Source organism: Kribbella sp. NBC_01510, from assembly GCF_045040325.1.
GTDB lineage: Bacteria > Actinomycetota > Actinomycetes > Propionibacteriales > Kribbellaceae > Kribbella.
This window is the reverse complement of sequence record NZ_CP109418.1, coordinates 875829-901881: the sequence shown is the minus strand read 5'-3', so window position 1 is coordinate 901881 and position 26053 is coordinate 875829. Positions and strand designations below refer to the sequence as shown.

Here is a 26053-nt window from a genome sequence, read left to right as displayed (position 1 = left end):
AAGCTGGCGGAAATCGGACCCCGGATCCTGGCGTCGCAATCCCGCGATGCCTCGATGGCGCAAAACCGCTAGCGAACTGTCGGTGGCGGCAGGGATGCTGGAGCACGTGTACGAATGCCGGGAGCGATGTGTCCGCGCCGTCCAGTCCAAGGACGCGCGCTTCGACGGGTGGTTCTTCACCGCGGTGCTGACCACGAAGATCTACTGCCGGCCGAGTTGCCCGGTGGTGCCGCCGAAGGTCGAGAACATGCGGTTCTACCCGAGCGCCGCGGCCGCGCAGCAGGCCGGATTCCGCGCCTGCAAGCGCTGCCGGCCGGACGCGAGCCCCGGCTCACCGGAGTGGAACGACCGGGCCGACCTGGTCGCCCGCGCGATGCGGCTGATCGCGGACGGCGTGGTCGACCGCGACGGTGTACCAGGCCTGGCCGGACACCTCGGCTACAGCGTCCGCCAGGTGCAGCGTCAACTGCACGCCGAGCTCGGCGCCGGGCCGCTCGCGCTCGCCCGCGCCCAGCGCGCACAGACCGCTCGGCTCCTGATCGAGACCAGCGAGCTGCAGATGGCCGACGTCGCGTTCGCCGCGGGGTTCTCCAGCGTGCGGACCTTCAACGAGACCGTTCAGGAGGTCTTCGCGCTCGCGCCGACCGAGCTGCGCCGCCGGGCCCGACGAGGTACGACGACCTCCGCGCCCGGGACGATCTCACTCCGGCTGCCGTTCCGCGCGCCGCTCACCCCGGACAACCTCTTCGGTCACCTGATCGCGACCGGCGTGCCAGGGGTGGAGGAGTGGCGCGACGGCCACTACCGGCGCACGCTCCGCCTGCCGCACGGTCATGGCGTGGTCGCCTTGCGGCCGATGCCCGACCACATCGCCTGCCAGCTCTCGCTCACCGACCAGCGCGACCTGGCGATCGCGATCAGCCGCTGCCGCCGGATGCTCGACCTCGACGCCGACCCGATCGCCGTCGACGATCTGCTCAGCACGGATCCGTTGCTCGCGCCGCTGATCGCGAAGGCGCCGGGGCGTCGGGTCCCGCACACGGTCGACGGTGAGGAGTTCGCCGTACGCGCGGTGCTCGGTCAGCAGGTGTCGACGGCGGCGGCGCGCACGCATGCGCATCGGCTGGTGGTTCAGCATGGTGAGCCGATCGAGGACGCGGCCGGTGGACTGACGCATCTCTTCCCGACGATGCAGGCGCTGGCGGGGCTCGACCCGGAAACGCTGGCCTTTCCGAAGTCCCGTCGTACGACGCTCACCATGTTGATCGCCACGCTTGCCGCCGGCGAGATCGATCTGGGTGCGGGCGCGGACTGGGATCGCGCGCGGGAGCAGTTGGCCGCGCTGCCGGGGATCGGGCCGTGGACAGTGGAGTCGATCGCGATGCGGGCGCTCGGTGACCCGGATGCCTTCGTGGCCAGTGATTTGGGTGTCCGATACGCAGCGCGTGATCTAGGATTGCCCGAAGCCCCCAAACCGTTGACCGACCACGCGCGTGCGTGGCGGCCCTGGCGTGCGTACGCGGTGCAGTACCTCTGGGCCACCGGTGACCACGCCATCAACAAGATCCCGGAGTGAGCATGACAGTGTTGATGCCTCGCCTCCGGCGAGGCGGGTCATGGGGCTTTTGCTCCCGGCCTTCCCTCGTCGCTCCAGTCGCTTCGCTCCCTACACTCCTCAGTCCAGGCCGGGAGGCCCCACGACCGGGCTCCCTACGCTCCTCAGTCCAGGCCGGGAGGCCCCATGACCACGCTGACCACCGATCGTCTCCTACTGCGCCAGTGGCGTGACTCCGACCGCGAGCCGTTCGCGGTGCTGAACGCGGACCCCGCCGTGATGGAGCATTTCCCGGCTTCGCAGACGCGCGAGCAGAGCGACGCCCTCATCGACCGGAACATTCCCGAGATCGACGGGCGCGGCTGGGGCCTGTGGGCGCTGGAGGTGCGCGAGACGGGCGAGTTCATCGGCTTCACCGGGTTGTCGGTGCCGAGCTTCGAGGCCCACTTCATGCCGGCGGTCGAGATCGGCTGGCGCCTGATGAAGGGTGCCTGGGGCAACGGTTATGCGACCGAGGCGGCCCGGGCGACACTCGCGCACGGCTTCGGCCCGGCGGGGCTGGACGAGATCGTCTCCTTCACCACGACCACCAACCTGCCGTCGCAGCGGGTGATGCAGCGGATCGGGATGACGCACGACGAGGCCGGGGACTTCGACCACGTCCGCATTCCGGCCGGCCACCGGTTGCAGCGGCACGTGCTCTACCGGATCAACCGTGCGCAGTGGGAGGCAACGCGTTGACATACGCCGTCATGGACAGCCCGCTCGGCCCACTCACGCTGGTCGCGACCGGCGCGGGTGAGCTGGCCGGGCTGTACATGGCCGAGCACCGGCATCGCCCGCCGATGGAGACCTTCGGGGACCGCGACGACTCGGTCCTGCCCGCGGTCGCCGCGCAGCTCACCGAGTATTTCGAGCACGGCCGGACCACGTTCGACGTACCGCTGCAGCTCGCGGGAACGCCGTTCCAGCAAAAGGTCTGGACAGCGCTCCAGGACATCCCGTACGGCGAGACCACGACGTACGGCGATCTCGCGCGGGAGCTCGGCCTAGTGCCGGGCGCCTCCCGCGCGGTCGGGCTGGCCAACGGCAAGAACCCGATCAGCATCATCGTCCCCTGCCACCGCGTCGTCGGTTCCACCGGCAGCCTGACCGGATACGGCGGAGGCCTCGAACGCAAGCAGGCACTGCTGGACCACGAGCGAGGCGACGTCCTCTTCTGAGGAAAGTGCTCACTCGATGAGCACTTATCCGGCGCATGCTCGTCGTATGAGCATCACAGACGAGGAAGCGCTGGCGTGTGGATCCGCGGCCGAGTGGCGCGAGTGGCTGGCCGCGAACGGGCAGACGGAACGCGCGGTCTGGCTGATCGTGCGCCGTGACGAGGGCGGGGTGAATCTCGCGACTGCGGTCGAGCAGGCGCTGTGCTTCGGCTGGATCGACAGCAAGACCGTGAAGCGCGACGACCGCAGCACGTACCAGTGCTTCACCCCACGCAACCCGCGCAGCACCTGGAGCAAAGTCAACCGCGACCGCGTCGACCGCCTGACCGCCGCCGGCCTGATGGAACCACCCGGCCAGGCACTGATCGACCACGCCCACCACACCGGCACCTGGGACCTCCTGGCCCATGCCCAGAACCTGATCGTCCCCGCCGACCTGGCCGCCGCACTAGCCGCGAATCCCCAGGCAAACAAGCACTTCCAGGCCTTCCCACCCTCCGCTCGCCGCGCAATCCTCGAGTGGATCACCCTAGCCAAACGCCCCCAAACCCGAGCCACCCGCATCGCCCAAGCCATCACCAAAGCAACCCAAAACCACCGAGCCAACACCCCCCACTAAACCCACCCCAGCCACCCCCCAGCCGCCGACGCCCATGCCCCCGCCCACCCCCCACACGACCGCCCACGCCCACCCGCCGGCGCCCGCGCATCCGCCTGCGCCTACGCATCCGCCTGCGCCCACCCGCCAGCGCCTACGCGTCCGCCCCACGCCCACCCGCCGACGCGCCACTCGCCGGGGGCTTGAACAGCAACTGGGGTGTTGGCACACGAAATAGCCTGTTCAAGGCCCCGGTGGCGTGGGTCAGCCCACGAGGTGTGGCACGAACCACGTGGGTGCCGCCCCGCCAGCGCCCCACCTCCGCCCGCGCCCCACCTCCGCCCCCCACCTCGGGCCGCGCCCACCCGCCGTGCCAGTCGCCGGGGGCTTGAACAGGAACCGGGGGCCCGGCACGGGAAATAGCCTGTTCAAGGCCCCGGGGGCGTGGGTCGGGCCCCGACAGATGGCGCGCCCGAGGGCGTGGGCGGGTGGGCAGTGCAGGTGGTCAGGGCGGACAGTTAGCGCGGGTTGGCAGGGCGGGTGGTCAATGCGGGTGGTCAGGTGGGGGTGTTTGCTGGGGTGTCGAGGTGGTTGGGGGCGGGGGACTGGATGGTGGGCGCGGGCTTGCTCTTGGATAGCCGGCGGGCGACCGGCTCGGTGTAGCGGGCGGCGACCGGGCCGAGGATGACGAGGATGAGGACGTAGGCGGTGGCGAGGGGACCGAGTTTTGGTTCGACGCCGACCGCCAGTCCGGCGATGACGATGGAGAACTCGCCGCGGGCGACGAGGGTGCCGCCGGCCCGCCAGCGGCCGGCTGACTTGATGCCGGCGCGGCGGGCGGCGTACCAGCCGGTGGCGATCTTCGTGAGAGCCGTGAGTACGGCGAGGCCGAGAGCGATCGCGAGGACCGGCGGGATCTCCGCGGGGACGGTGCTCAGCCCGAAGAACACGAAGAAGACCGCGGCGAACAGATCCCGCAGCGGGCTGAGCAGGTTCCGCGCGCCGTGCGCGACCTCGCCCGACAATGCGATCCCGACCAGGAACGCGCCGACCGCCGCCGACACCTGCAGATGCTGCGCGATGCCCGCGACCAGCAGCGTCAGCCCGAGGACGACGAGCAGCAACATCTCCGGGTTGTCCGAGGAGACCGCCCGGCTGATCACTCGCCCGTAGCGCAGCGCGATGAACAGTACGACGCTGACCGTACCGAGCGAGATCAGTAGCGTCACGCTCCCGCCGGCCAGCCCCACACCGGCTAGCATCGCGGTCAGGATCGGCAGGTAGACGGCCATCGACAGATCCTCGAGGACCAGAATCCCCAGCACCACAGGGGTTTCGCGGTTGCCGAGCCGGCCGAGATCGCCGACCACCTTCGCGATCACGCCGGACGACGAGATCCAGGTGACACCTCCGAGCGCGACCGCGGCGACCGGCCCCCAGCCGAGCAGCAACGCGACGGCCGCACCGGGCAAGGCGTTCAGGAGGAAGTCGACCCCGCCCGACACGTACTGCGTCTTGAGAGTGCCGACCAGATCCGACGCCGTGTATTCCAGTCCGAGCAGCAACAGCAGCAGGATCACGCCGATCTCGGCGCCGGTGGCAACGAACTCCTCACTGGCTGCCAACGGCAACAAACCGCCGTGCCCGAACGCGAGCCCGGCCAGCAGATAGAGCGGGATCGGCGAGAACCCGAGCCGCCCGGCGATCCGGCCGAGGATGCCGAGGGCAAGGATGACCGCGCCCAGCTCGATCAGCAGGGCGGTGATGTTCTCGTGCACGTCACCCTCCCGCGATCAGATCGGCGACGGCGTCCACACCTTCACGCGTACCCACGACGACCAGCGTGTCCCCGGTCGCGAACCGGAAGTCCGGGGCCGGCGACGGGGTCGCGCCGAGACGCCGCAGTACGGCGACGATCGACGCGCCGGTCCGGCTGCGGGCCTGGGTGTCGCCGAGGGTGCGACCCGAGTACGGCGACCTGGCCGTGACCGGGATGTGTTCGGTGACCAGGTCGATCTCGATCTCGCCGCGGACCGGGTCGAGCGGCGCGGGGATCAGCAACTGCGCCAGCGCCGCGGCCTCACCGGGATCGAGCGGGACGGAGTCCTTGCAGGCGTCGTCGTCCTCGGGGTCGTGGAAGCCCAGGAACCGCCGGCCGTCGTTGTGCACCACCACCGACACGTGCTTGCCGCCTTCGGTGATGAGGTCGTACCGGGTGCCGATCCCTGGCAACGTCGTTCTGGTCGGGTGGGCCTGGTGGTCCATGATGCTCCGATCCGCGATAGCTGGCGTCTGCAACCATTCTCCCATCCCGGTCGCGTCGGCCTGGCGTGGCGCAATCTCATGGGTCGACGTACCAGATGGCGGGTTGGCCCACCAGAATCCCGGGTGCCAACCCGCCATCTGGTGGGCTGGCCCATCGGACGGGGGAGCGGCGAGATCGTGTGATCTGGGCTGCAATCAGGTGCAGTGCAACTGGTTGCATAGATAGCCTGCCGGTATGGCGTTGGAGCACGCGATCCTGGTGGCGCTGAGCGAGCGGGACGGGTCCGGCTACGAATTGGCTCGGCGGTTCGACCGGTCGATCGGCTACTTCTGGCCGGCCACGCACCAGCAGATCTACCGGGTGTTGCGCCGGATGGACGAGGCCGGCTGGGTGACGCACACCGAGATCGCCCAGGAGGGGCGTCCGGACAAGAAAGTCTATCGGGTGTCCGCGGCGGGCCGGGACGAGCTCTCGCGCTGGCTGGCCGAGCGGGAGGACCCCGCCGTACTGCGGGATGGGCTCGGGGTGAAGTTGCGTGGTGCCTCGCTCGGCGACCCAGGCGTCGTACTGCAGGAGATCGAGCGGCATCGGGCCGAGCATGCGATGCGGCTCGAGGTGTATCGCGGGATCCAGCAGCGGGACTTCCCGAAGCCGGCCAAACTGCACGACCGGGACCTGCACCAGTACCTCGTGCTCCGCGGCGGGATCCGGGCCGAGGAGTCGTTCGTGGACTGGTGCGATGAAGTGATCGAAGCCGTCCGGAAGGACCACCGATGACTGTGCCTTTGGCCGGGCCTTCGGCGCCGGCGGGGTCATGGGGCCTTGGCTCCCGGCCTTCCCTCGTCGCTCCAGTCGCTTCGCTCCCTACGCTCCTCAGTCCAGGCCGGGAGGCCCCATGACCGTCTATCCACACGTCGCCGCGCCGTTGGATCTCGGTCACGTCGTGCTGCCCAATCGGGTGATCATGGGGTCGATGCACACCGGCCTCGAGGACAGGCTCAAGGATTTGCCGAAGCTGGCCGCGTACTTCGCCGAGCGGGCTCGTGGTGGTGTGGGGCTGATGGTGACCGGCGGATATGCCCCCAATCGCACCGGCTGGCTCACGCCGTTCGGGTCCAGGCTGACCAGTCGCCGCCAGGCCCGCAAGCATCGCCTGCTCACCGACGCCGTCCACGCCGAAGGCGGCCGGATCGCGCTCCAGATCCTGCATGCCGGTCGCTATGCCTACCATCCGTTCAGCGTGTCCGCCTCGGCTCTCAAGGCGCCGATCAACCCGTTCACACCGCGGGCGCTCTCCGATCGCGGAGTCCGCAAGCAACTGAAGGCGTACGTCGACTGCGCGGCGCTGGCGCGGGAAGGCGGGTACGACGGCGTCGAGATCATGGGCTCCGAGGGGTACTTCATCAACCAGTTCCTGTCCGAGCGCACGAACAAGCGCACCGACCGTTGGGGCGGCAGCCCGGAGAACCGCCGTCGCCTCGCCGTGGAGATCGTCCGCCAGACCCGCGAGCGGGTGGGCGACGACTTCCTGATCATCTATCGCCTCTCCATGGCCGACCTGGTCGAAGGCGGCCAGGCCTGGGACGAGGTCGTTGCGCTGGGCAAGGAGATCGAAGCGGCCGGCGCGTCGATCATCAACACCGGCATCGGCTGGCACGAGGCCCGGGTGCCGACGATCGTGACCTCGGTGCCGCGGGCGGCGTTCACGTCTGTGACCGCCGCGTTCAAGCCGCACGTCGGCATCCCGGTGGTCACCTCGAACCGGATCAACCTGCCGCAGGTCGCCGAGGAGGTGCTGGCCCGCGGCGACGCCGACCTGGTCAGCATGGCCCGGCCGTTCCTGGCCGATCCGGACTGGGTGCTCAAGGCAACGACCGATCGGGCCGACGAGATCAACGTCTGCATCGCGTGTAATCAGGCCTGCCTGGACCATGTGTTCGCCAAGCAGAAGGCGAGCTGCATGGTCAACCCGCGGGCCGCTCGTGAGACCGAATTGCGGTTGCTGCCGACCCGTCGTACGAAGAACATCGCGGTCGTCGGGGCCGGCCCGGCCGGGCTGGCCGCCGCGGTGACGGCGGCCGAGCGTGGGCATCGGGTCGAGCTGTTCGAGACGGATCAGGAGATCGGTGGGCAGTTCGGGATCGCTCGGCGGATCCCCGGGAAGGAAGAGTTTGCGGAGACGATCCGGTACTACCGGCGCCGGCTCGAGCTCACCGGTGTGAAGCTGCACCTAGGTCGGCGCGCGACGGCCGACGACCTCGCCGGCTTCGACGAGATCGTGCTCGCGACCGGCGTCGTACCGCGGGTGCCGGCGATCCCGGGCATCGATCACCCGAAGGTCCTGTCGTACGTCGAGGTCGTCCGGGAGGGTCAGCCCGTCGGGGCGACCGTTGCCGTGATCGGCGCGGGCGGGATCGGTGTGGATGTGAGCGAGTTCCTGACCACGGAGGCGTCGCCGGCGCTCGACCTCGCTGCGTGGAAGGCCGAGTGGGGTGTCGCGGATCCGACCGTCGCGCCTGGTGGGTTGACGAAGCCGAGGCCGGAGCCGTCGCCGCGGAAGGTCTATCTGTTGCAGCGCAAGGCCGGGAAGATCGGCGCCGGCCTCGGCAAGACCACCGGCTGGGTGCACCGCGCAGCACTGAAGAGCAAGCAGGTCGAGCAACTCTGCGGCGTCAACTACGAACGCATCGACGACGAAGGCCTCCATCTCACCTTCGGCCCGCACCACGAGAACCCTCGCGTCCTGGCCGTCGACACCATCGTCATCTGCGCCGGCCAGGAACCGGTCCGCGATCTCGCCGACGCCCTCGCCCCGGCCAACCGCCCCATCCACCTCATCGGCGGCGCCGACATAGCCGCCGAACTCGACGCCAAACGCGCCATAGAGCAGGCCACCCGCCTAGCCGTCACCCTGTGATCGCGTACTAGGGCATCGACCTGAGTGCTCTAGTACGCGCTCGCCTCGGGCGGGGAGTGCAGTGCACCGTTTACGGCGTACGCGCACTAGGTGAGGAGACAGGATGACGAAGCGAGTATTGATCTCCGGTGGGGGGATCGCGGGGCCGGCGGTCGCGTTCTGGTTGCGACGGTTCGGGTTCGTGCCGACGGTCGTCGAGGTCGCGCCGGGGCCGCGGCCGGGCGGGCAGACCGTGGACCTGCGCGGGGTGTCCCGGGTGGTCGTCGAGCGGATGGCGCTGATGGCCGCGGTCGGGGAGCGGCAGATGCATGAGCGTGGGCTGGAGTACGTGCGGGCCAACGGGCGGCGCGCGGCCGCGATGCCGGCCGAGTTGTTCGACGGCGCGGGCCCGGTCGCCGAGATCGAGATCCTCCGTGGAGATCTCGCCGGGATCCTGGCCGACGCGACCGGCGACATCGAATACCTGTACGGCGACTCGATCGCCAAGCTGGACGAGGACGCGAGCGGTGTCGAGGTGACGTTCGCCGGCGGTACGCAGCGGCGGTTCGACCTGGTGGTCGGGGCCGACGGTGTGCACTCGCGGGTCCGCCGGCTCGCGTTCGGTCCGGAGGAGCGGTTCGTGCGGCACCTCGGCGGCTACATGTCGTACTTCACCATCGAGACCCCGGAACCCCTGAACGACTGGATGAAGATCTACTCCGCACCCGGCGGTCGCTGGGTCGGACTGCGGCCCGACCACAACCCGCGCTTCGCGAGGGCTCTGCTGGCTTTCCGATCGCCGGTGCTCAGCTACGACCGCCGCGACGCCGACGCGCATAAGGCCTTGGTGCGACAGCGGTTCGAGGGCCTCGGCTGGCACACCGAGCGCATCCTGGCCGGGCTGCGCAACGCGGACGACTTCTACTTCGACAGCGTCAGCCGCGTCGTCGTACCGGAGTGGTCGCGCGGCCGGTTCGCGCTCGCCGGGGATGCCGGGTACTGCGGCTCACCGCTGGCCGGCCACGGTACGGCGCTGTCGCTCGTCGGCGCGTATGTTCTGGCGGGAGAGCTCGCCGCCGCGGACGGCGATCACCTGCGGGCGTTCCCGGCGTACCAGGCCCGGATGCAGGCGTACGTCGACCAGCGGATGGAACTGCCGCCCGGTGGGATCAAGATGGCGATGCCGATGACCTCAGTCGGTGTCCGGCTGCGCGACACCTCGACGCGGGTGATGACGTCCCGCCCGTTCGCCGGTCTCCTGGCCAAGATGGCGATCGCGAAGCCGGATGCGATCGACCTGCCCGACTACTCAGTCGAGCGGGGAGACCCAGTCCGGATTGCGGCCGAGCAGGCCGAGTAGCTGGTCGAAGTTGGAGGCGTTGCCGGAGACCTTGACACTGCGCTCGAAGGCGGCGCCCGGGCCGCGGGTGGCCTCGGTGTCAGGGATCCGGCGGGCCAGGGCGAGCGCCATCTCGACCATGTCCGGCGGCGCGTCGTAGGTGACGTCGATGGCCCGGGCCAGGTCCCAGGCGTGCACGACGCAGTCGAGCTGGTGGAAGGTCAGCGCGACCCGGCGCGGGAACGTGCCGAACTCGCGGACCTCCATCAGCCGGTCGAGTGCGCCGCCGTCGGCGAACGCGTCCGCGACCCCCACGTTGGACCGCCGGTACGCGCCGGCCGGGTTGTCGCCGAGCCGGCCGCCGTTCCAGGTCTGCACGGTGGCCGAGCCGTTCAGGGCCGCGGCGGCGAAGCCCTCGTTCTCGCTGACGATGTGACGGAGCAGGCCGCGAACGGTCCAGTCCGGGCAGGGAGTGGGAAACCAGAGCTGCTCGGGTCGCACCTGCATCACGACTTCACCGAGTACTGCGCCGGCCCTACGATCCAGATCGCGGATGTCCATCCGTGCTCCTCCCGTCGCCTGCCGCCTCAGCGAGCATAGGCTGCTCGAAGGTGATTCGGCAGGAACCCGCGTGAGCACAAGGGACAACCCGCGCGGCGGGACCGGGAGGGGTGGCTGGGGTCAGGCGGTTCCCGCGGCGGCCGCCTTGGCGGCCTTCTTGAAGGAGCGGACCTCGTTGAGGGACGCGGCATCGGTGACGTCGGCGATCGAGCGGTGCGAACCGCGGTCGCCGTAGCTGCCGGCCGCCTCCCGCCAGCCCTTGGGCTGGACCCCGCGCTGCTTGCCGAGAAGGGCGAGGAAGATCTTGGCCTTCTGCTCGCCGAACCCGGGCAGCGCCTTCAGTCGCTTCAGCACCTCGGCCCCGTCGGGCTTGGGGCGGCCGGCGGTCCAGATGCCCGCGGTGTCACCGTCGTACTTCGCGATGATGTGTTCGGCCAGGGCATGCACCCGCCGGGCCATCGATCCGCCGTACCGGTGGATGGCCGGTGGGGTCACGCAGAGCTCGACGAACGTGTCGAGGTCGGTGGCGGCGATCTTGTGCAAGTCGAAGCCGTCCATCCGGTTGGCGATCTTCAGCGGACCCGAGAAGGCGTGCTCCATCGGGTACTGCTGGTCCAGGAGCATGCCGACCAGCAGGGCGAACGGGTCGTCGTTGAGCAACTTGTCGGCGTCCGGGTTGCCGGTCAGGTGGAGTTCGCGCAGCATGGCGCCCATCTTGACACGAAGCGGTGGCTCGGTGGGCTAGTGCGCGTACGATGTATGCGTACTGGTTCGGGAGGGTTGATGGGTGCGGCGCCGTACCAGGTGATCGCTGCGGAGCTCCGGCGACGGATCGAGGCGGGCGAGCTGAAGCCGGGGGACCGGGTGCCGTCGACGCGGGCGCTGGTGCGCGACTTCGGCGTCGCGATGGCGACCGCGACGAAGGCGTTGCAGGCGCTGCAGCAGGAGCGGCTGGTGCATGCGAGTCCGGGCGTCGGGACGGTCGTCGGTCCGCCGCCACGCTCGGCCACGCGATCCCGGCCGGCCGGCGCTCGTCGCGCCGTACCGGCGGACGGCGGCCTGGACCTCCATCGCGACGAAGTGGTGCGGATGGGGATCGCGATCGCGGACGCCGAGGGGCTGGGCGCGCTGTCGATGCGCCGGATCGCGGCCGAGCTCGGGGTGTCGACGATGGCGCTGTACCGGTATGTCGGCGGCAAGGACGCGCTGGTGCTGCAGATGGTCGACACCGCGATGGGCGAGTTCCCGTTGACCGAGGCGCCGGACGGTTGGCGGGACGGGGTCGCCGCGGTGGCCCGGTCGCAGTGGGCGGCGTACCGGCGGCATCTGTGGCTGGCGAGCGCGGTCAGCCTCGGCCGCCCGCAACTGCTGCCGAACCTCTTGCCGCACACCGATGCCGTCCTGCGTGCGCTCCGCGGGGTCGACAAGAGCGACGCGCTGTACGCCGCGATCTCCGTGTTCGCGTTCGTCCGTGGGGTGGCGCTGGCGATGGAGACCGAGGCGTACGCCGAGCAGGACACCGGGCTGACCGCTGACGAATGGGTCGACCGGCAGAGCGGCCAGATGGCCGCGCTGGTCGCCAAGGGGAACCTGATCGGGTTCCGTGAGCTGCTCGCCGACGGCTTCGACTTCGACTACGACCTGGACCGGCTGTTCGAGTTCGGTCTCGGACTGGTGCTGGACGGACTCGAAGTGAGACTCGCGCCGCTACGCTGAGTACTGACGGTCTCGAGGAGGTGACTGTGGACCCTGTGTTCGCGCCTGACGTGCCGGTCGGCGTACGGCGGTTGTACGAACACCGGCCCGAGTTGTTCGTCCCGGCCTCGGCGCCGCGGCCGAAGCGGGAGACGTCGTGGTCGGTTGCTCCTGCGAACACGTTCGGCACGCTGCTGGTGTGGATCACGGTCTGTGTCGGCGGATGGATCCTGGCGCTGATCTTCCTGGCCGGGACGCTGCCGGTCGCGGTCGCCGCCTGGTCGGCGGTGGCGCTCGCCGGGATCGCGGTGGTCGCGACCGGCGGGATCCTGGTGAAGTCGGGGATGGAGGATCGCGGGCACAAGGCGGTCCGGTTGCAGCACGGGAAGTACCTGCTGCCGGAGGACTTCGACGCGCGCGCGGCGCGGCTGCTCGGCCGCGCCCAGCGCGCGGTGAAAACGGTGCTCGAGGCAACAGTTACCCAACGCGGGCTGCTCGACGAGATGAAGAACGAGCTGGTTCTGCCCGAGCAGCTCTGGGACATTGCGCAGGTGCTGCGGGAGCACACCGTGCTGCGGGCCCGGCAGCGCGACGTAGCTCGTGGGATGGCGACCGCCGAGCTGGAGGCTGTCCTCGGGCCACAGCGCCGGGCCCTCGCGCTGTCGGTGGACGCGATCAAACGCAAGGTCGATCTGCTCGACCACTACGCCGACCGGGTCCGCTCCGCCGACGCCGCTCTCCGCGCCGAGGCGGCGTTGGGTGACGGCGACCGCTACATCGAGCTCCTGGCCCGCACCGAACCGGTCGGCGACACCTCGCTCGTGCAGGGGTTCGCCGACGAAGCCACCGCTCTCAAGGAGACCCTCACCCGAACCATCAACGCCGCCCGCGACGCTGGAAGAACCCTCGCCCTCCCCGAGTAGCACTCCGACGAGGGGTTGAAGTTCCCCGGACGTGTGTGAGATCGACCCGGTGGTACGCCGGTTCTTTCAAGTCCCGGCGGATCGAGACGGCCAGGATGGCGGCGGGGAGAAGGACGGCCGCGAACGGCCAGACGATCTCATCTATGCTCAGCGACAGGAGTTCGAGCAAGGCTCCGACCAGGGCTGCGCAGAAGAGCCCCAGGAACGGCAGCGCGATGCCCGCGAACACGGTGGCTTCCATCCCCCGGGTCGGGTCGCCGCGGCGGCGCAGTAGCCGCCAGACGCAGGCGACTGTGATGAGCAGGCCGCTGGGGACCAGGAAGAGTGCCGCCTCGAAGGACCGCGCGCGCATGTCGGCCGGGGCCCTGGTGGTCTCCTGGACGGCGCCCTTGGCCGTGATCTCGGTCAGCCGGCCGCGCCAGATGGTGCCGGTGACCCGGTCGCCCTCGTCGAGGTGGTCCAGGACGGGACCAGTGTTTCCGTAGAACGTGTTCCACCTGGCGCCGTGCGCGCTGATCAGGACCGCGCTGCTGTTCTTGTCCCTCATGTAGTGGTTCAGGTAGATGTCGGACACGGTGAACTCGCCTGTCCAGCGGCATTCGGCCCGTGTGGACGGAGCGGCGAGACAGCGCGGTGCGGCCTCGTAGGCGCGCACGTCGCGAGCGCCGTTCGGGGTCTCCGCCACGACGAGGGCTGCGGCACCACCTATCAGCCCAAGGCCGACAAGGAGAGCGCCAACGGTCCCGCTGATGCTATCCAGGAACGAATGATCCCGATTCACCCAACTCTCCCCTGTGACAGATCTTGGTGCCTACCTGATAAACGTTGGTCGTCACCGCTTTAGTTGCTCAGGAGATCGGCTTCTTCCTCGGGTGTCAGCCCGATTCCGAGTTCGGGTTTGCCGCGGGCATCGTCCCAGGTGAGGACGTCGGCGACTGTTCGGCGGAGGGGAGTGACCGGCATGCCGGCGGCTCGTGCCTTGGCGGGAGTGCGGCGGCGTTCGCCCCATTCGGCCTCGGGGTCGATGAGCGGGAACCGGGGCGGGACGGAGTCGAAGGGGATCGGGACGATGTCGACCGTGGTGCCGGAGAGATCGGCGGCGGTGGTGATGAGTTCGGCGATCGTGCTGTCGGGGCCGATCGCGTTGTACGCGCCCGAGCGCTCGTCGGTGATCAACCGGACGACGAGCCGGGCGACGTCGCGGCTGTCCACGAGTTGCAGCGGCGCCTCGGGCTTCGTCGGCAGTGCGACCCGACCGCCGCGGGCACCACGTCGTACCCAGTAGAGGGCCGTGCCCGACGAGTCACCGGGACCTGTGACCCGGCCGGGACGCACGATCGTCGCGCGGTCGCCGTACCGCGCGAGTATGTCGTCCTCGCAGGCGACCTTGCACGGTCCGTAGGTCTCGTTCGTGAGTACGTCGGCCGCCCGCATCGGCGGCCTCCGTGGCGCCGTCTCGTCGGTCCCGGCCGGCAGGTCGCGCACGTACACCGCGTGACTCGAGATGAACACGTACAGTCCGACCCGATCGCCGAGCACGTCCATCGTCTCGTCGACCTGCTTCGTCTGGAAGCCACTCAGGTCGACGACCGCATCCCACTCGCCGGTCCGCAACGCCTCGTAGTCGCCGGTCTCCCGATCGCCGACCAACTGTGTGACCTCCGGCGGCAGCGCCGTACCACTCTTTCCGCGGCTGAAGGACGCGACGTCCGCGCCTTGTGCCAGCGCGTCCTCGACGACCGCGCGACCGACAAACCCGTTCCCACCCAGCATCAGAATCCGCACGACCGACCAACCTAGTCCCGGCTTACTGCCCACGCGACCGGATTAGGCTCTCGCCATGACCAACACTGTGGTGGTTGCTGGTGGCACCGGTGCGCTCGGGGTCGCGGTGACCGCGGAGTTCCTCCGGGCCGGGTGGCGCGTCGTGGTCCCGGGGCGGACCGAGGAATCCCTCGCCCGGCTCGGCACCGACCCGGCCCTCAACCCGGTGATCGCCGATCCCTTCGACGCGGCCGGTACGGCGGACGTCGTCGCGCTGGCCACGTCCGACGAGGCCGCCCCACTGACCGCACTGGTCAACCTGATCGGCGGCTTCGCCTCCGGCGCGCGGGTGCACGAGACCCCGATCGAGGACTTCGAGGAACAACTCCGGCTCAACCTGCGCCCGACGTACCTGATCACTCAGGGAGTGCTGCCGCATCTGCTCACCGCGGGTGCTGGATCGATCGTTTGTACGTCGAGTGGCGCGGCGCAGCGACCCTTCTCCGGCGCGGCCGGATACATCACCGCGAAGGCCGGCGTGATCGCGTTCGCGGACGCACTGCACGCGGAGTATGCACGCGATGGCATCCGGGTGAACACGATCATCCCCGGCACCATCGACACCCCCGCCAACCGGGCCGAGAGGCCGAAGGCCGACACCACCAAATGGACCCCGCCGGCGCGCATCGCGACCGTCGTCCGGACCCTCGTCGAGGTCGACGGTTTCGCGGGTGCCCATCTGTCCGTATGACAACCGATTGACCCTGTAATACGTCTGAGGAGGTACAGGTGCGGGTACTTGACGCACACTGGATCTGGGGACGGCGACAGGGGAGCCATGGGGAGAAGTGCGCGCGCCGCAGCCAACCGGCCACGGTCGGTGCCGAAGCTGCTGAGTCTGACGCTACTGGGCGCGCTGTTGCCTGGGCTCGGACTGATCGCCGGCGGTCGCCGCCGGATCGGCGCGTTCGTCCTCACCCTCACCCTCGGGCTGGTCGGCCTGGGCGTGTACGTCGGTCTCACCCGGCGGGACCAGGTCCTCGCGGCGGCCGTCGTACCGAGCCGGCTGCTGATGACCTCGGTCGCGATCGGGGTGCTGGCGTTCCTCTGGATCATGGTGATCGTCGCCTCGCACCGGTCGTTGCGTCCGGCAACGGGCGGGCGCGGCGGGCGGGCGATCGGCGCGGTGTTCGTCGGCATGCTGTGCTTCGCGATCGCGGCCCCGGCGGCCCTCGGCGTACAGAGCGTGCTCGCGCAGCGCACCCTCGTGCAGGACGTGTTCCAGGCGCAGGCGGAGAGCAAGAGCGCGACCCGGCCGACGGTGGTCAACGTCAAGGATCCCTGGGAGGACCGGCCACGGCTCAACCTGCTGCTGATCGGCGGTGACGACGCACCGAGCCGGGTCGGCGTCCGGACCGACACGGTGATCGTGGCGAGCATCGACACCAGGACCGGCAACACGGCGCTGATCTCGTTGCCGCGCAACCTCACCTTCATGCCGTTCCCGAGCGACTCGCCGCTGCACAGGATCTACCCGGAGGGCTTCGGCAAGGAGGGGCTCAGCCTCGACGGCCGGCTGGAGTGGATGCTGACCGCGATGTACCAGAACATCCCCGACGCGCACCCCGGCATCCTCGGACCGTCCGACAACGAAGGCGCCGACGTGCTGAAGCAGTCGGTCGGTGAGGCGACCGGGCTGAAGCTCGACTACTACCTGCAGATCAACCTGCAGGGCTTCCCGGAGCTGGTGGACGCGATCGGCGGGATCACCGTCAACGTCAACGAGCGGGTCGCGATGGGCGGGATCAGCAGCTCACACATCCCGCCGTCCGAGTGGATCGAGCGTGGGCCGAGGCAGCATCTGGACGGTCGGCACGCGCTGTGGTTCGCCCGCGGCCGGTACGGCGCTGACGACGACCAGCGGCAGGTCCGCCAGCGGTGCGCGATCAAAGGCATCGTCGACGCGGCGGATCCGCAGACGCTGGTGACGAAGTACCGGGCGATCGCCAAGGCCGGTCAGCACCTGCTGCGCACCGACATCCCGCAGGAGCTCTTGCCCGCACTGGTCGAGCTCGCACTCAAGGTGAAGTCGGCGACCGTCTCCAACGTCACCCTCGACGCGTCGAAGCTGAGGCTGAAGTACCTGCACCCCGACTACGGCGCCCTGCGCGACACCGTCGAGAAGGCTCTCGAAGCCGACCCGGCGCCGGCCGTTACGCCGACCACGCCGCCGACGCCCTCGAAGTCGGCCCGCAGGCCCGTCGCTCCGCCGCCGACGCCGGCCGGTCCGACGCAGAACCTCGTCGACGCCTGCGCCTATCAGCCCAACGGCGATCAGCCCAACTAGGGGCGTAGGTTCGGCGTCATGCGTTTCGACCGCTACACCGTGATCCTGCTGACCCTGCGATCGGACGCGCCCGCGATGACGGACGACGAGGCGGACGAGCTGCAGGACCGGCACCTGGCGCATGGCGCGGACATGCAGGAGCGCGGGCTGGTCCTGGCTCGCGGACCACTGGTGGACCAGGACAACGAGCGCTACCGCGGCTTCTCGATCTGGTCGGTGGACGCCGCGACGGCTCGCGAGCATGCCGAAGCCGATCCCGCGGTCCGGGCCGGCCGCTTGGCGGTCGAGGTCATGACCTGGATGATGCCTGCCGGCAACCTCCAGTTCTCCCGCGTCCGGCCACCGCGCTCGATCGCCGACGCAACGACCGACTGATTGCTGCGGATCGGGTGTCGATCTGGTGGTGGGTCGCTCGACGTGAGAGTAAGTGGTCGACCGACACGACGAGGAGCGGGTGCAATGCGCTACATGATCATCAACAAGGCGGACGCTGACAGCGAGGCGGGGAGGTTGCCGGCGCCGGAGGTGGCCGAGGGGGTCGGGAAGGTCGTCGAGGACCTGTCGAAGGCCGGCGTACTGCTGTTCGCGGAGGGCGTGCACCGCAGTTCGCTCGGCGCCCGGGTGAAGGTCGAGGACGGCAGGCGCACGGTCACCGACGGCCCGTTCGCCGAGACCAAGGAACTGATCGGCGGCGTGATCGTCGTCGAGGTCCGCAACCGCGACGAGGCCGTCGAGTGGGCCGCCCGCCTGGCCGAAGCCCTGGGCAACGAGGTCGAGGTCCGCCGCGTCGTCGAAGAAGCCGACTTCGACCCGAACTCGGACCTCTACGCCTGAGCCTGCCCCCACAGCCAGAGGGTTGCCCCCCGAGATTCCGACTGGGCAACCCTCCGGCTGGAGGGGCAGCCCCTGAGCTGGAGGCTTGCCCCCTGAGATTCCGGGTGGGCAACCCTCTGGCTGGAGGGGCAGCCCCTGAGCTGGAGGCTTGCCCCCTGAGATTCCGGGTGGGCAACCCTCCGGCTGGAGGGGCAGCCCCTGAGCTGGAGGCTTGCCCCCTGAGATTCCGGGTGGGCAACCCTCCGGCTGGAGGGGCAGCCCCTGAGCTGGGGGGTTGGCGTGCTGCGGGGGAGGGGTGGGTTGATGTTGGACGTGGGGTGTTGTTCTATCGGCGGGTGACAGTTATCGAGGCGGCGGGGGCGGTCGACGCGGTCTGGCGGATCGAGTCGGCCCGGATCATCGCGGGCGTGGCCCGGATCGTGCGCGACGTCGGGCTGGCCGAGGAGCTGGCGCAGGACGCGCTCGTGGCGGCGCTCGAGCAGTGGCCGGAGTCCGGCGTACCGAACAATCCCGGGGCCTGGCTGATGGCGATCGCCAAGCGGCGCGCGATCGACCTGATCCGGCGCAAGGAGACCTACCAGCGCAAGCTCGCCGAGATGGGTCACGAGCTGGAGATCGACGGCGACAGCGTCGAGGACGACGTCGAAGCGATTCTCGAGAACCATATCGAGGACGACCTGCTCCGGCTGGTGTTCACGGCCTGCCACCCGGTGCTCACGATGGATGCGCGGGTCACGCTGACGTTGCGGTTGCTCGGCGGTCTGAAGACCGACGAGATCGCCCGCGCGTTCCTCGCCCCGGAGCCGACGATCGCCCAGCGGATCGTCCGGGCCAAGCGCAACCTCGCCAAGGCGAACGTGCAGTTCGAGGTGCCGGCCGGCGACGAGCTGCTCGAGCGGCTGTCGGCGGTGCTCGAGGTCGTCTACCTGATCTACAACGAGGGCTACTCCGCGACCGCCGGCGACGACTGGATGCGCCCGGCGCTGTGCAACGAGGCGATGCGCCTCGGCCGGCTGCTGGCCGAGCTGATGCCGGACGAGCCCGAGGTCCACGGTCTGCTCGCGCTGATGGAGCTGCAGGCGTCGCGTGCCAACGCGCGGATCGGCCCCGAGGGTGAGCCGGTCCTCCTGCTCGACCAGGACCGTCGCCGCTGGGATCGGCTGCTGATCCGCCGCGGCCTCGCAGGTCTCGACCACGCCTGGGCCCTGGAGAAACCGCCCGGCCCGTACCTTCTCCAGGCCGCGATCGCCGCCTGCCACGCCCGCGCCGCCGACCCCGACGACACGGACTGGGCCCGCATCGCCGGCCTGTACGCGATCCTCGCCCAAGTCACGCCGTCACCGGTCGTCGAGCTCAACCAGGCGGTCGCGATCTCCATGGCGTTCGGCCCGCAACGCGGGCTGGAAGCCGTCGACGCGCTCGCCGACGACCCGTCCCTGAAGGACTACCACCTGCTCCCGAGCGTCCGCGGCGACCTGCTGTTCAAACTCGGCCGCCTCGCCGAGGCCCGCCAGGAATTCGAGAAGGCTGCCGCCCTCACCCGCAACGAACGCGAACGCACCCTCCTGCTCGAACGCGCCGCCGCCTGCTGATGCCGCGTCAAGCAAGGCTGGGAAGATAGTCCGGCGTGATCACCACCCCGAAGCCGGCCCGGGCGGCCAGGTGCGGGGTCCACCCCTGATCTGGTCCCTTCACCCCGCGCATGCGGTGGGAGAAGGGACCAGCTGCGAGGTTCTCCGCTGAAATTGCCCCGGGCGGGAGCCGAGTGGGGTAACGACCTCAACGCGGGTGTCGATTCTGGGTGGCGTTGTTCGACGCGGTAGGTGAGGCCAGCTGAGTGGCCCACTGAACCTGGAGGAACATCATGGAGAAGGTCACTTCGGCGGACGGCACCGCCATCGCGTACGACCGGCTCGGCGAGGGACCCGCGGTGGTCCTCGTCTGCGGCGGCTCGGTGGACCGGATGTCGAACGCCCCGCTGGCAGCGCTGCTGGCGCAGAACCACACCGTCTACAACTACGACCGCCGTGGCCGCGGCGACTCCGGCGATGCGCCGGAGTACACGATCGAGCACGAGTTCGAGGACCTGGACGCGATCTTCGCGGCTGTCGGCGGACCGGCCTGCCTGTACGGGACCTCGTCCGGTGCGGCGCTCGCCTTGCTCGCCACCGCGGCCGGCCGTCCGGTGACCAAGCTCGCGCTCTGGGAGCCGCCGTACATCCTCGAGGGCACGCGGAAGCGGCCGCCGGCCGACACCGCGTCGATCTACAGGGCCTTCGTCGCCGAGGGTCGCCGCGACAAGGCGGCCGAGTACTTCATGGCCGAGGTAGTCGGGCTGCCGGCCGACTTCGTCGCGATGGCGAAGGAGTCGCCGTGGTGGCCGGCTCAGGAGGCGATCGCGCACACGCTCGCGTACGACGCGACCGTGATGGGCGACTACTCGATCCCGGCCGCCGCGGCAACGGTGACGGTACCGACCCGGGTCTTCACCGGCGGCGCGTCGGAGGAGTGGATGAAGCTCGGCAACCAGGCCGTCCAGGACGTGATCCCGGGCGCGACCGGCCGCGTGGTCCCCGATCAGCAGCACAATGTCGACCCAGCCGCGCTGGCTCCGTTCCTGAAGGAGTTCTTCGCATGACCAGCACAGTGTTTTCCAAGGACGGTACGACGATAGCCTATGACCGGCGTGGTGACGGGCCGGCCACGGTGCTGGTCGACGGTGCGCTGTGCGGGCGAGCCCAGGGGCCGATGCCCGAGCTCGCCGAGGAGCTGGCAAGTCACTTCACGGTCTACAACTACGACCGGCGTGGCCGTGGTGAGTCCGGCAACGCGGACAGCTACGCAGTGGATCGCGAGATCGAGGACCTGGCTGCCGTGATCGAGGCCGCGGGTGGTTCGGCGTACGTGTACGGCTCGTCGTCCGGGGCGGCGCTGGCGCTGCGGGCCGCGGCGGCGGGGGTGGCGATCGAGAAGCTGGTCGCGTTCGAGCCGCCGTTCGTCGTCGACGACAGCCGCAAGCCGGTGCCGGCGACCTGGGTCGAGGACCTCGAGTCCCGCGGTCCGGCGGACGCGGTGAAGTACTTCATGACGAAGGTGATCGGCCTGCCCGGGCCGTTCGTCGCGATGTTGAGGCTGATGCCGGCCTGGAAGCACCTGAAGGCGATGGCCCCGACCCTTCCGTACGACGCCCGCGTCGTCGGCGCCAATGTGGCCGGCCGGCCGCTGGACCCGGCGCAGTGGGCCGGAATCGAGAGCCCGGTGCTGACGGTCTACGGCGGGAAGAGCCCGGCCTGGATGAAGACCGCAGTACGCGCGGTGGCCGACGCGGTGCCCGGTGCCGAGTGCCAAGAGGTGCCAGGCCAGAACCACATGATCAAGACCGGCGCGATCGCCCCGGTCGTGACCGAGTTCTTCCGCTGATGGAACCGTTACGTCCGAAGAACCGAGGGCACAACCCTCGGTTCTTCGGACGCAAGCAACTGTTCGCGTCAGGCGCCGGTGACCAGCGCGCCGGCGCCGGCGCGCGCGGCGTCGAAGCGGGCCTGCGCGTCGGCCCAGTTCACCACGTTCCACCAGGCCTTCACGTAGTCCGGCTTCACGTTCTTGTACTGCAGGTAGAAGGCGTGCTCCCACATGTCCAGCATCACGATCGGGATCTGCCCGGCCGGCAGGTTGCCCTGCTGGTCGTACAGCTGGTGGATCAGCAGGTTGCCGCCCAGCGCGTCCCAGCCGAGGATCGCCCAGCCGGAGCCCTGGATCGTGGTGGCGCTGGCGGTGAAGTTGGCCTGGAAGGCGTCGAACGAGCCGAACGACTCGTCGAGCGCCGCGCCCAGCTCGCCGTCCGGCTTGTCGCCACCGTCCGGAGACAGGTTCTTCCAGAAGATCGAGTGGTTGACGTGCCCGCCGAGGTTGAAGGCCAGCGTCTTCTCCAGCCCGACGATCGAGCCGAAGTCACCCTTCTCGCGGGCCTCGGCCAGCTTGTCCAGGGTGTCGTTCAGCCCCTTCACGTAGGTGGCGTGGTGCTTGTCGTGATGCAGCTCCATGATCTCGCCGGCGATGCTCGGCGCCAGTGCGCCGTAGTCGTAGGGGAGGTCGGGAAGCGTGTACGTGGTCAACTCTGCTCCTTCGTCGGGGCCCGCGGGGGCCGATATCTGCGATGTCCTGTCTCAGCGGCACCAGCTTGAAACTTCAACCACGGTTGAGGTCAAGGCGCCACGCTGTGGGACGGGCCAGGCAGCACCTCCGACCGGTGCCCGGTGCGACCGCCGTTCACACGGCGCACGCACCGAACACCCCCAGCTTCACATACTGCCCCGCAGGATCCACGGCGGCGTCTCACCTGATCGCGAGCACCAGCTTCCCCCGGGTCCGGCCGTCCTCCATCCGCCGGTGTGCAGCGGCCGCAGCCGCCAGCGGGAACACCTCCTCGACCTCGGCCCGGACCGCTCCGCACTCGATCAGCGCTGCGATCTCGGCGAGTGCGTGACCGTCGGGTTCGACCAGGTACGACGCCACCCGGACACCGGACTCCGCAGCGCGGGCGAGCAGCTCCGGCGAGGTCCCGGACGGTACGGCGACCACCAGGCCACCCGGCCTGGTCACGGCCACGGACTGAGCCAGCGTGGTCTCACTGCCGACCAGGTCGACCGCGACGTCGATGTCCTCGGTCGCCTCGGCCACGTCCGCCGAGTGGTAGTCGATCACCTGGTCCGCGCCGAGGCTCCGCAGCCACTCGTGCTTACCGGCGCTCGCCGTACCGACGACATACGCGCCGAGCTCCTTGGCGAACTGCACGGCCAGGTGCCCGACCCCACCCGCGGCCGCGTGGATCAGCACCCGCTGACCCTTCTCTACGTCGGCCAGCGCGGTCAGGATCTGGTACGCCGTGAGTCCGGCCAGCGGAACCGCGGCCGCGTCGGTGTGGCTGAGGTTGGCCGGCTTACGGGCGAAGTGCCGCGACGGCGCGGTCACGTACTCCGCATACGCCGACGCCGCCCGTGGGAACCAAGGCATCCCGTAGACCTCGTCGCCGACCGCGAGGGTGTGGACGCCGTGGCCGATCTCCTCGACGACACCCGACACGTCCCAGCCGAGGATGAACGGCGGATCTCCGAGGATGCAGGCGACGCCCTGACCCGCACGGGTCTTGGCGTCGACCGGGTTCACGCCGGCCGCGTGGACGCGGACCAGCACCTCGGTGGGGAGAGGCGTGGGGCGGTCGGTCTCGACGAGGTGCAGGACCTCAGGGCCGCCGAAGATGTCTTGACTGATGGCTCTCATGGCCCGCAAGCTATCTCTGGGACGGTAGTATCCCGCGAGGACCACTACTATCTAAAGGGAAGTACGAAGGTATGTCGACCACCTGTGCGACCGGGATGCACGACAAGCACGACGTGTACGCCGCGCAGTGTCCGTGCCGGGAGATCCTTGATCTGCTCGCGAACAAGTGGGCCGCCCTCGCGATCGGTGCGCTGGAGGACGGCCCGCTGCGGTTCGGTGAGCTGCAGCGACGGCTGCAGGGCATCAGCCCGAAGGTGCTGACCCAGACTCTGCGCCGCCTCGAGGAGAACGGCTTCCTGCATCGGGAGATCTACCCCGCCGTGCCGCTGCACGTGGAGTACTCACTCACCGACCTCGGCCAGAGCGTGTCCAAGCCCCTCGCCGCCTTACGCACGTGGGTCGAGACCCACCTGGACCAGCTCACCGCGTAGCGCCTTCGCGAACTCGTCCGGTACGCCGACGAAGCCGGTGTGGTCACCGGGGAACCGCGTCGGCGTGATGCCGAGGCGTTCAGCCAGAGCGGTCGAGGTCCGGTCACACAACTGACCGGTCGACCCCTCACCGATGCCGACCACGATCCGTACGCCGCTGTCCCGCAGTCGATCCACGTCCGGCAGCCACGTGATCGACTCACGCATCTCGTGGGCGAACCAGAACCGCTCGTCGGCCACCTGCTGCGGATCCCGCTCGCCGCCGAACATCCCCTCGATCATGCCGTCGGGCACCTGGATGTTCGCCAGCGCGAAGAACTGCTTCCAGGCGCCGATCACATCCCCGGCGAGGTAGTCGGCCATCATCTGCTCGGACCTGGCGAGCAGCTCGTCAGCGTCGTCCACGAGCCGGTCGAGCGGCGGCTCATGCGCGATCACCGTGCTCACGACGTCGGGGTGGGCCTGGGCCAACGCCAGCACGGTGACCGCGCCACCACTCGAACCGAGCGCCGTCGCGGGGCCCGCATCGACGTGCCGGATCAACCGGGCCAGGTCGTCGGCGCGCTGCTCCGGTGTCGACGTACCGCCGGCGTGAAGCCGACTGCGCTTCACGCCGCGCGGATCCGTCGTCAGGACTGTGTAGTCGTCGGCCAGCAGGTCGGCCAGCGGCGCGAACGCGTCCGCATCCATCGGCGCACCGACCAGGACCACCAACGGTCCGGTCCCACGCACCTCGTAGTACAACTCCGCCTCGGGAACCACCAGTGTGTTGTTCATGTCGTCTCCACGAACGGCACCCGCCCCGATGGACACCCGCTGAGGAACTCCATAGTCCGCTGCTGCTCGGTCGGCGTACCGATCGGCGCGAGCATCAGGTCGGTGACGCCGGTATCCCGCAGTCGGTCGATGTGCTGGGTAATCGTGTCCTCGTCCCCGGCGAGCAGTACGTCGGCCGGTCCGTCGACTCTCTCGCGGTCGAGCATCGCCCGGTACTCCGGCACCTGCCCGGCCAGTGCGAAGTCGCTTGCGAACCGCGCGCGTACGGCGTCCTCCTCGGCCGTCACGCACACCGCGAAGCCGGCCACGATCCGCGGTGGAGTATCCGCGGCTTTGGTGATCGAGGGGACGACATGATCGGCGAGAGTGCGCGGCCCAGTCATCCAGGTGATGGTCCCGTCCGCGAGCTCACCCGCCACTCGCAGCATCGCCGGACCGAGCGCGGCTACCAGTACAGGCGGCGCCTTCGCATCTTCGACGGTGACTGATCCAACCGCGGTGAGTGTCTCGCCATGATGGTCGACAGCCTCGCCGCGCAGCAACGGTCGCAGTACCTCCAGGTACTCGCGCAGTCGGCGAGCCGGCCGGTCAGTCGGCAGACCGAACATCCCGCCGACCATCAGCGAGATCCCCGCGCCGATCCCCAAGGTCAAACGATTGCCCGTGGCCGCCTGCACGGTCAGCGCCTGGCTCGCCAGCACCAACGGATGCCGCTGTGGAAACGGCACCACCGCGGTGCCGAGCTCGGCGGGACCTTCGCCGGCAACCGCGAGCGTCGTGAGGGCGTCGAGGTTCGGCCCTTGAGAGATCCACGCGGTGCCGCTCGTCGCCTGGATCTGCTCGGCGATCACTCCGGGGTCGCGTTGTCCCCGAACGTCGCCGTACGCCAGTCCGATCTGCATCCAAGCCTCCAGAGATAAACGGGGTAGGTCCCCGGTTATGGCTGGTACGATATGGGGGACCACCCCGGTTAGCAAGGGACTTGATCATGCGGGCTGACGCGCAGCGGAACTACGACCGGATGGTCGCGGTCGCCGCCGAGGTCGTCGGGGAACAGGGTGCCGAGGCCTCGCTGGAGGAGATCAGCAGAAGGGCCGGGGTCGGATCGGCGACCCTGCACCGGCACTTCGGTGGGCGGGGCGCGCTGCTGGAGGCGGTGTTCGACACCAGCATCGACGCGGTTTGCGCACGCGCCGACGAACTCCAGCATCACCCGGAACCCCTGCAGGCGTTGACGATCTGGCTGCACGACCTGGTCCGTCACATCACGACGAGCCGCGGTCTCGGGCCGGCGTTGAAGCTGAGTGCCGAGCGGGGTTCGCAGTGTCACGCCCGCATCCTCGACGCCGGCCGGAGCCTGCTGGTGCGGGCTCAGAAGGACGGCGCGGTGCCGGATGACGTGGCGGTCGACGACCTGCTGAAGCTGGTCAACGGCATCTCGCTGGCGAGCGATCAGGACACCGCCCAGGCCGGCCGGCTGCTCGACCTGGTTATCCGGGGCGTGGCATCCGGCCGGGGCGAATAGACTTCGTTCCCGGAAACCCCTCCGGAAGATGGCTCGAGG

28 protein-coding genes are annotated in these 26053 nt (G+C 69.6%); 18 read left to right on the top strand and 10 right to left on the bottom strand.

The genetic code is table 11. The features are described from left to right. The first annotated feature begins 82 nt into the window (after positions 1-82). From OG558_RS04425 to OG558_RS04410, 4 genes are all read left to right on the top strand, one after another. Entirely contained in the window at positions 83-1576 is a 1494-nt protein-coding gene (locus tag OG558_RS04425) for an AlkA N-terminal domain-containing protein (RefSeq protein WP_405069079.1), read from the top strand. A 165-nt stretch (positions 1577-1741) separates the two neighbouring features. Beyond that, complete coding sequence (locus tag OG558_RS04420; RefSeq protein ID WP_405069078.1) at positions 1742-2296, top strand: GNAT family N-acetyltransferase; 555 nt, start codon at positions 1742-1744, stop codon at positions 2294-2296. Next, complete coding sequence (locus tag OG558_RS04415) at positions 2293-2778, top strand: methylated-DNA--[protein]-cysteine S-methyltransferase (protein WP_405069077.1); 486 nt, start codon at positions 2293-2295, stop codon at positions 2776-2778. Before OG558_RS04420 ends, OG558_RS04415 begins: the two co-directional genes overlap by 4 nt. A gap of 46 nt (positions 2779-2824) precedes the next feature. Next, positions 2825-3397 carry a YdeI family protein gene (locus OG558_RS04410; RefSeq protein WP_405069076.1) on the top strand — a complete coding sequence of 191 codons (573 nt, stop codon included), beginning with the start codon at positions 2825-2827 and terminating at the stop codon, positions 3395-3397. A gap of 536 nt (positions 3398-3933) precedes the next feature. On the opposite strand, the gene OG558_RS04405 is transcribed toward OG558_RS04410, so the two are convergent. Beyond that, positions 3934-5154: a cation:proton antiporter gene (locus OG558_RS04405; protein ID WP_405069075.1), complete on the bottom strand. Its 1221-nt coding sequence runs from the start codon at positions 5152-5154 to the stop codon at positions 3934-3936. 1 nt (position 5155) lies between these two features. After that, positions 5156-5674 (bottom strand): TrkA C-terminal domain-containing protein, encoded by a 519-nt coding sequence (locus OG558_RS04400; protein ID WP_329481788.1) that lies wholly within the window; start codon positions 5672-5674, stop codon positions 5156-5158. Positions 5675-5876: 202 nt separating this feature from the next. Between OG558_RS04400 and OG558_RS04395 the strand changes: the two genes are divergently transcribed. The 3 genes from OG558_RS04395 to OG558_RS04385 all read left to right on the top strand — a co-directional run bounded on the left by OG558_RS04395 (position 5877) and on the right by OG558_RS04385 (position 9898). Further along, positions 5877-6419: a PadR family transcriptional regulator gene (locus OG558_RS04395; RefSeq protein ID WP_405069074.1), complete on the top strand. Its 543-nt coding sequence runs from the start codon at positions 5877-5879 to the stop codon at positions 6417-6419. 118 nt (positions 6420-6537) lie between these two features. Beyond that, positions 6538-8559, top strand: a complete 2022-nt coding sequence (locus OG558_RS04390) for an FAD-dependent oxidoreductase (protein ID WP_405069073.1) — start codon at positions 6538-6540, stop codon at positions 8557-8559. Between the two features lie 103 nt (positions 8560-8662). After that, on the top strand, positions 8663-9898 hold the full coding sequence (locus tag OG558_RS04385; RefSeq protein ID WP_405069072.1) for an FAD-dependent monooxygenase: 1236 nt from the start codon (positions 8663-8665) through the stop codon (positions 9896-9898). Here OG558_RS04385 and OG558_RS04380 read toward each other — a convergent pair. Together OG558_RS04380 and OG558_RS04375 are read right to left on the bottom strand one after the other, a co-directional pair. Next, on the bottom strand, positions 9848-10438 hold the full coding sequence (locus tag OG558_RS04380; RefSeq protein WP_405069071.1) for a TIGR03086 family metal-binding protein: 591 nt from the start codon (positions 10436-10438) through the stop codon (positions 9848-9850). The two genes, OG558_RS04385 and OG558_RS04380, sit on opposite strands and share 51 nt — an antisense overlap. A gap of 120 nt (positions 10439-10558) precedes the next feature. After that, on the bottom strand, positions 10559-11143 hold the full coding sequence (locus tag OG558_RS04375) for an HhH-GPD-type base excision DNA repair protein (protein WP_328526415.1): 585 nt from the start codon (positions 11141-11143) through the stop codon (positions 10559-10561). Between the two features lie 78 nt (positions 11144-11221). Here OG558_RS04375 and OG558_RS04370 point away from each other — a divergent pair, with 78 nt between their 5' ends. Together OG558_RS04370 and OG558_RS04365 are read left to right on the top strand one after the other, a co-directional pair. After that, positions 11222-12154: a GntR family transcriptional regulator gene (locus OG558_RS04370; protein WP_405069070.1), complete on the top strand. Its 933-nt coding sequence runs from the start codon at positions 11222-11224 to the stop codon at positions 12152-12154. 26 nt (positions 12155-12180) lie between these two features. Beyond that, positions 12181-13056, top strand: a complete 876-nt coding sequence (locus OG558_RS04365; RefSeq protein ID WP_405069069.1) for a hypothetical protein — start codon at positions 12181-12183, stop codon at positions 13054-13056. Here the strand turns inward: OG558_RS04365 and OG558_RS04360 are convergent. Both OG558_RS04360 and OG558_RS04355 read right to left on the bottom strand, forming a co-directional pair. Next, positions 13010-13837 carry a hypothetical protein gene (locus OG558_RS04360; RefSeq protein WP_405069068.1) on the bottom strand — a complete coding sequence of 276 codons (828 nt, stop codon included), beginning with the start codon at positions 13835-13837 and terminating at the stop codon, positions 13010-13012. The two genes, OG558_RS04365 and OG558_RS04360, sit on opposite strands and share 47 nt — an antisense overlap. 59 nt (positions 13838-13896) lie before the next feature. Then, positions 13897-14841: an NAD-dependent epimerase/dehydratase family protein gene (locus OG558_RS04355; protein ID WP_405069067.1), complete on the bottom strand. Its 945-nt coding sequence runs from the start codon at positions 14839-14841 to the stop codon at positions 13897-13899. Positions 14842-14896: 55 nt separating this feature from the next. On the opposite strand from OG558_RS04355, the gene OG558_RS04350 reads away from it, so the two are divergent. The 7 genes from OG558_RS04350 to OG558_RS04320 all read left to right on the top strand — a co-directional run bounded on the left by OG558_RS04350 (position 14897) and on the right by OG558_RS04320 (position 21421). Further along, positions 14897-15571, top strand: coding sequence for an SDR family NAD(P)-dependent oxidoreductase (locus OG558_RS04350; protein ID WP_405069066.1), 675 nt, complete (start codon positions 14897-14899; stop codon positions 15569-15571). Positions 15572-15658: 87 nt separating this feature from the next. Further along, positions 15659-17167, top strand: coding sequence for an LCP family protein (locus tag OG558_RS04345; RefSeq protein WP_405069065.1), 1509 nt, complete (start codon positions 15659-15661; stop codon positions 17165-17167). Between the two features lie 18 nt (positions 17168-17185). Continuing rightward, positions 17186-17542, top strand: coding sequence for a YciI family protein (locus OG558_RS04340; protein ID WP_405069064.1), 357 nt, complete (start codon positions 17186-17188; stop codon positions 17540-17542). A gap of 84 nt (positions 17543-17626) precedes the next feature. After that, positions 17627-18001 (top strand): YciI family protein, encoded by a 375-nt coding sequence (locus OG558_RS04335; protein ID WP_405069063.1) that lies wholly within the window; start codon positions 17627-17629, stop codon positions 17999-18001. A gap of 335 nt (positions 18002-18336) precedes the next feature. Then, entirely contained in the window at positions 18337-19593 is a 1257-nt protein-coding gene (locus OG558_RS04330) for an RNA polymerase sigma factor (protein WP_405069062.1), read from the top strand. Between the two features lie 272 nt (positions 19594-19865). Then, positions 19866-20639, top strand: a complete 774-nt coding sequence (locus tag OG558_RS04325) for an alpha/beta fold hydrolase (RefSeq protein WP_405069061.1) — start codon at positions 19866-19868, stop codon at positions 20637-20639. After that, positions 20636-21421 (top strand): alpha/beta fold hydrolase, encoded by a 786-nt coding sequence (locus tag OG558_RS04320; protein ID WP_405069060.1) that lies wholly within the window; start codon positions 20636-20638, stop codon positions 21419-21421. The genes OG558_RS04325 and OG558_RS04320 overlap by 4 nt, the downstream gene beginning before the upstream one ends. A 68-nt stretch (positions 21422-21489) precedes the next feature. Here the strand turns inward: OG558_RS04320 and OG558_RS04315 are convergent, their stop codons facing one another. Next, on the bottom strand, positions 21490-22116 hold the full coding sequence (locus OG558_RS04315; protein WP_329481761.1) for a superoxide dismutase: 627 nt from the start codon (positions 22114-22116) through the stop codon (positions 21490-21492). A gap of 220 nt (positions 22117-22336) precedes the next feature. Next, positions 22337-23281: an NADP-dependent oxidoreductase gene (locus OG558_RS04310; RefSeq protein ID WP_405069059.1), complete on the bottom strand. Its 945-nt coding sequence runs from the start codon at positions 23279-23281 to the stop codon at positions 22337-22339. Positions 23282-23352: 71 nt separating this feature from the next. On the opposite strand from OG558_RS04310, the gene OG558_RS04305 reads away from it, so the two are divergent. Then, positions 23353-23712, top strand: a complete 360-nt coding sequence (locus OG558_RS04305) for a winged helix-turn-helix transcriptional regulator (protein WP_405069058.1) — start codon at positions 23353-23355, stop codon at positions 23710-23712. Here the strand turns inward: OG558_RS04305 and OG558_RS04300 are convergent. Together OG558_RS04300 and OG558_RS04295 are read right to left on the bottom strand one after the other, a co-directional pair. Then, positions 23668-24489 (bottom strand): alpha/beta fold hydrolase, encoded by an 822-nt coding sequence (locus OG558_RS04300; protein ID WP_405069057.1) that lies wholly within the window; start codon positions 24487-24489, stop codon positions 23668-23670. The genes OG558_RS04305 and OG558_RS04300 overlap by 45 nt on opposite strands. Further along, entirely contained in the window at positions 24486-25391 is a 906-nt protein-coding gene (locus tag OG558_RS04295) for a TIGR03564 family F420-dependent LLM class oxidoreductase (RefSeq protein ID WP_405069056.1), read from the bottom strand. Before OG558_RS04295 ends, OG558_RS04300 begins: the two co-directional genes overlap by 4 nt. A gap of 86 nt (positions 25392-25477) precedes the next feature. Here OG558_RS04295 and OG558_RS04290 point away from each other — a divergent pair, with 86 nt between their 5' ends. Continuing rightward, positions 25478-26014: a TetR/AcrR family transcriptional regulator gene (locus tag OG558_RS04290; RefSeq protein ID WP_405069055.1), complete on the top strand. Its 537-nt coding sequence runs from the start codon at positions 25478-25480 to the stop codon at positions 26012-26014. The last annotated feature ends 39 nt before the right edge of the window (positions 26015-26053 follow it).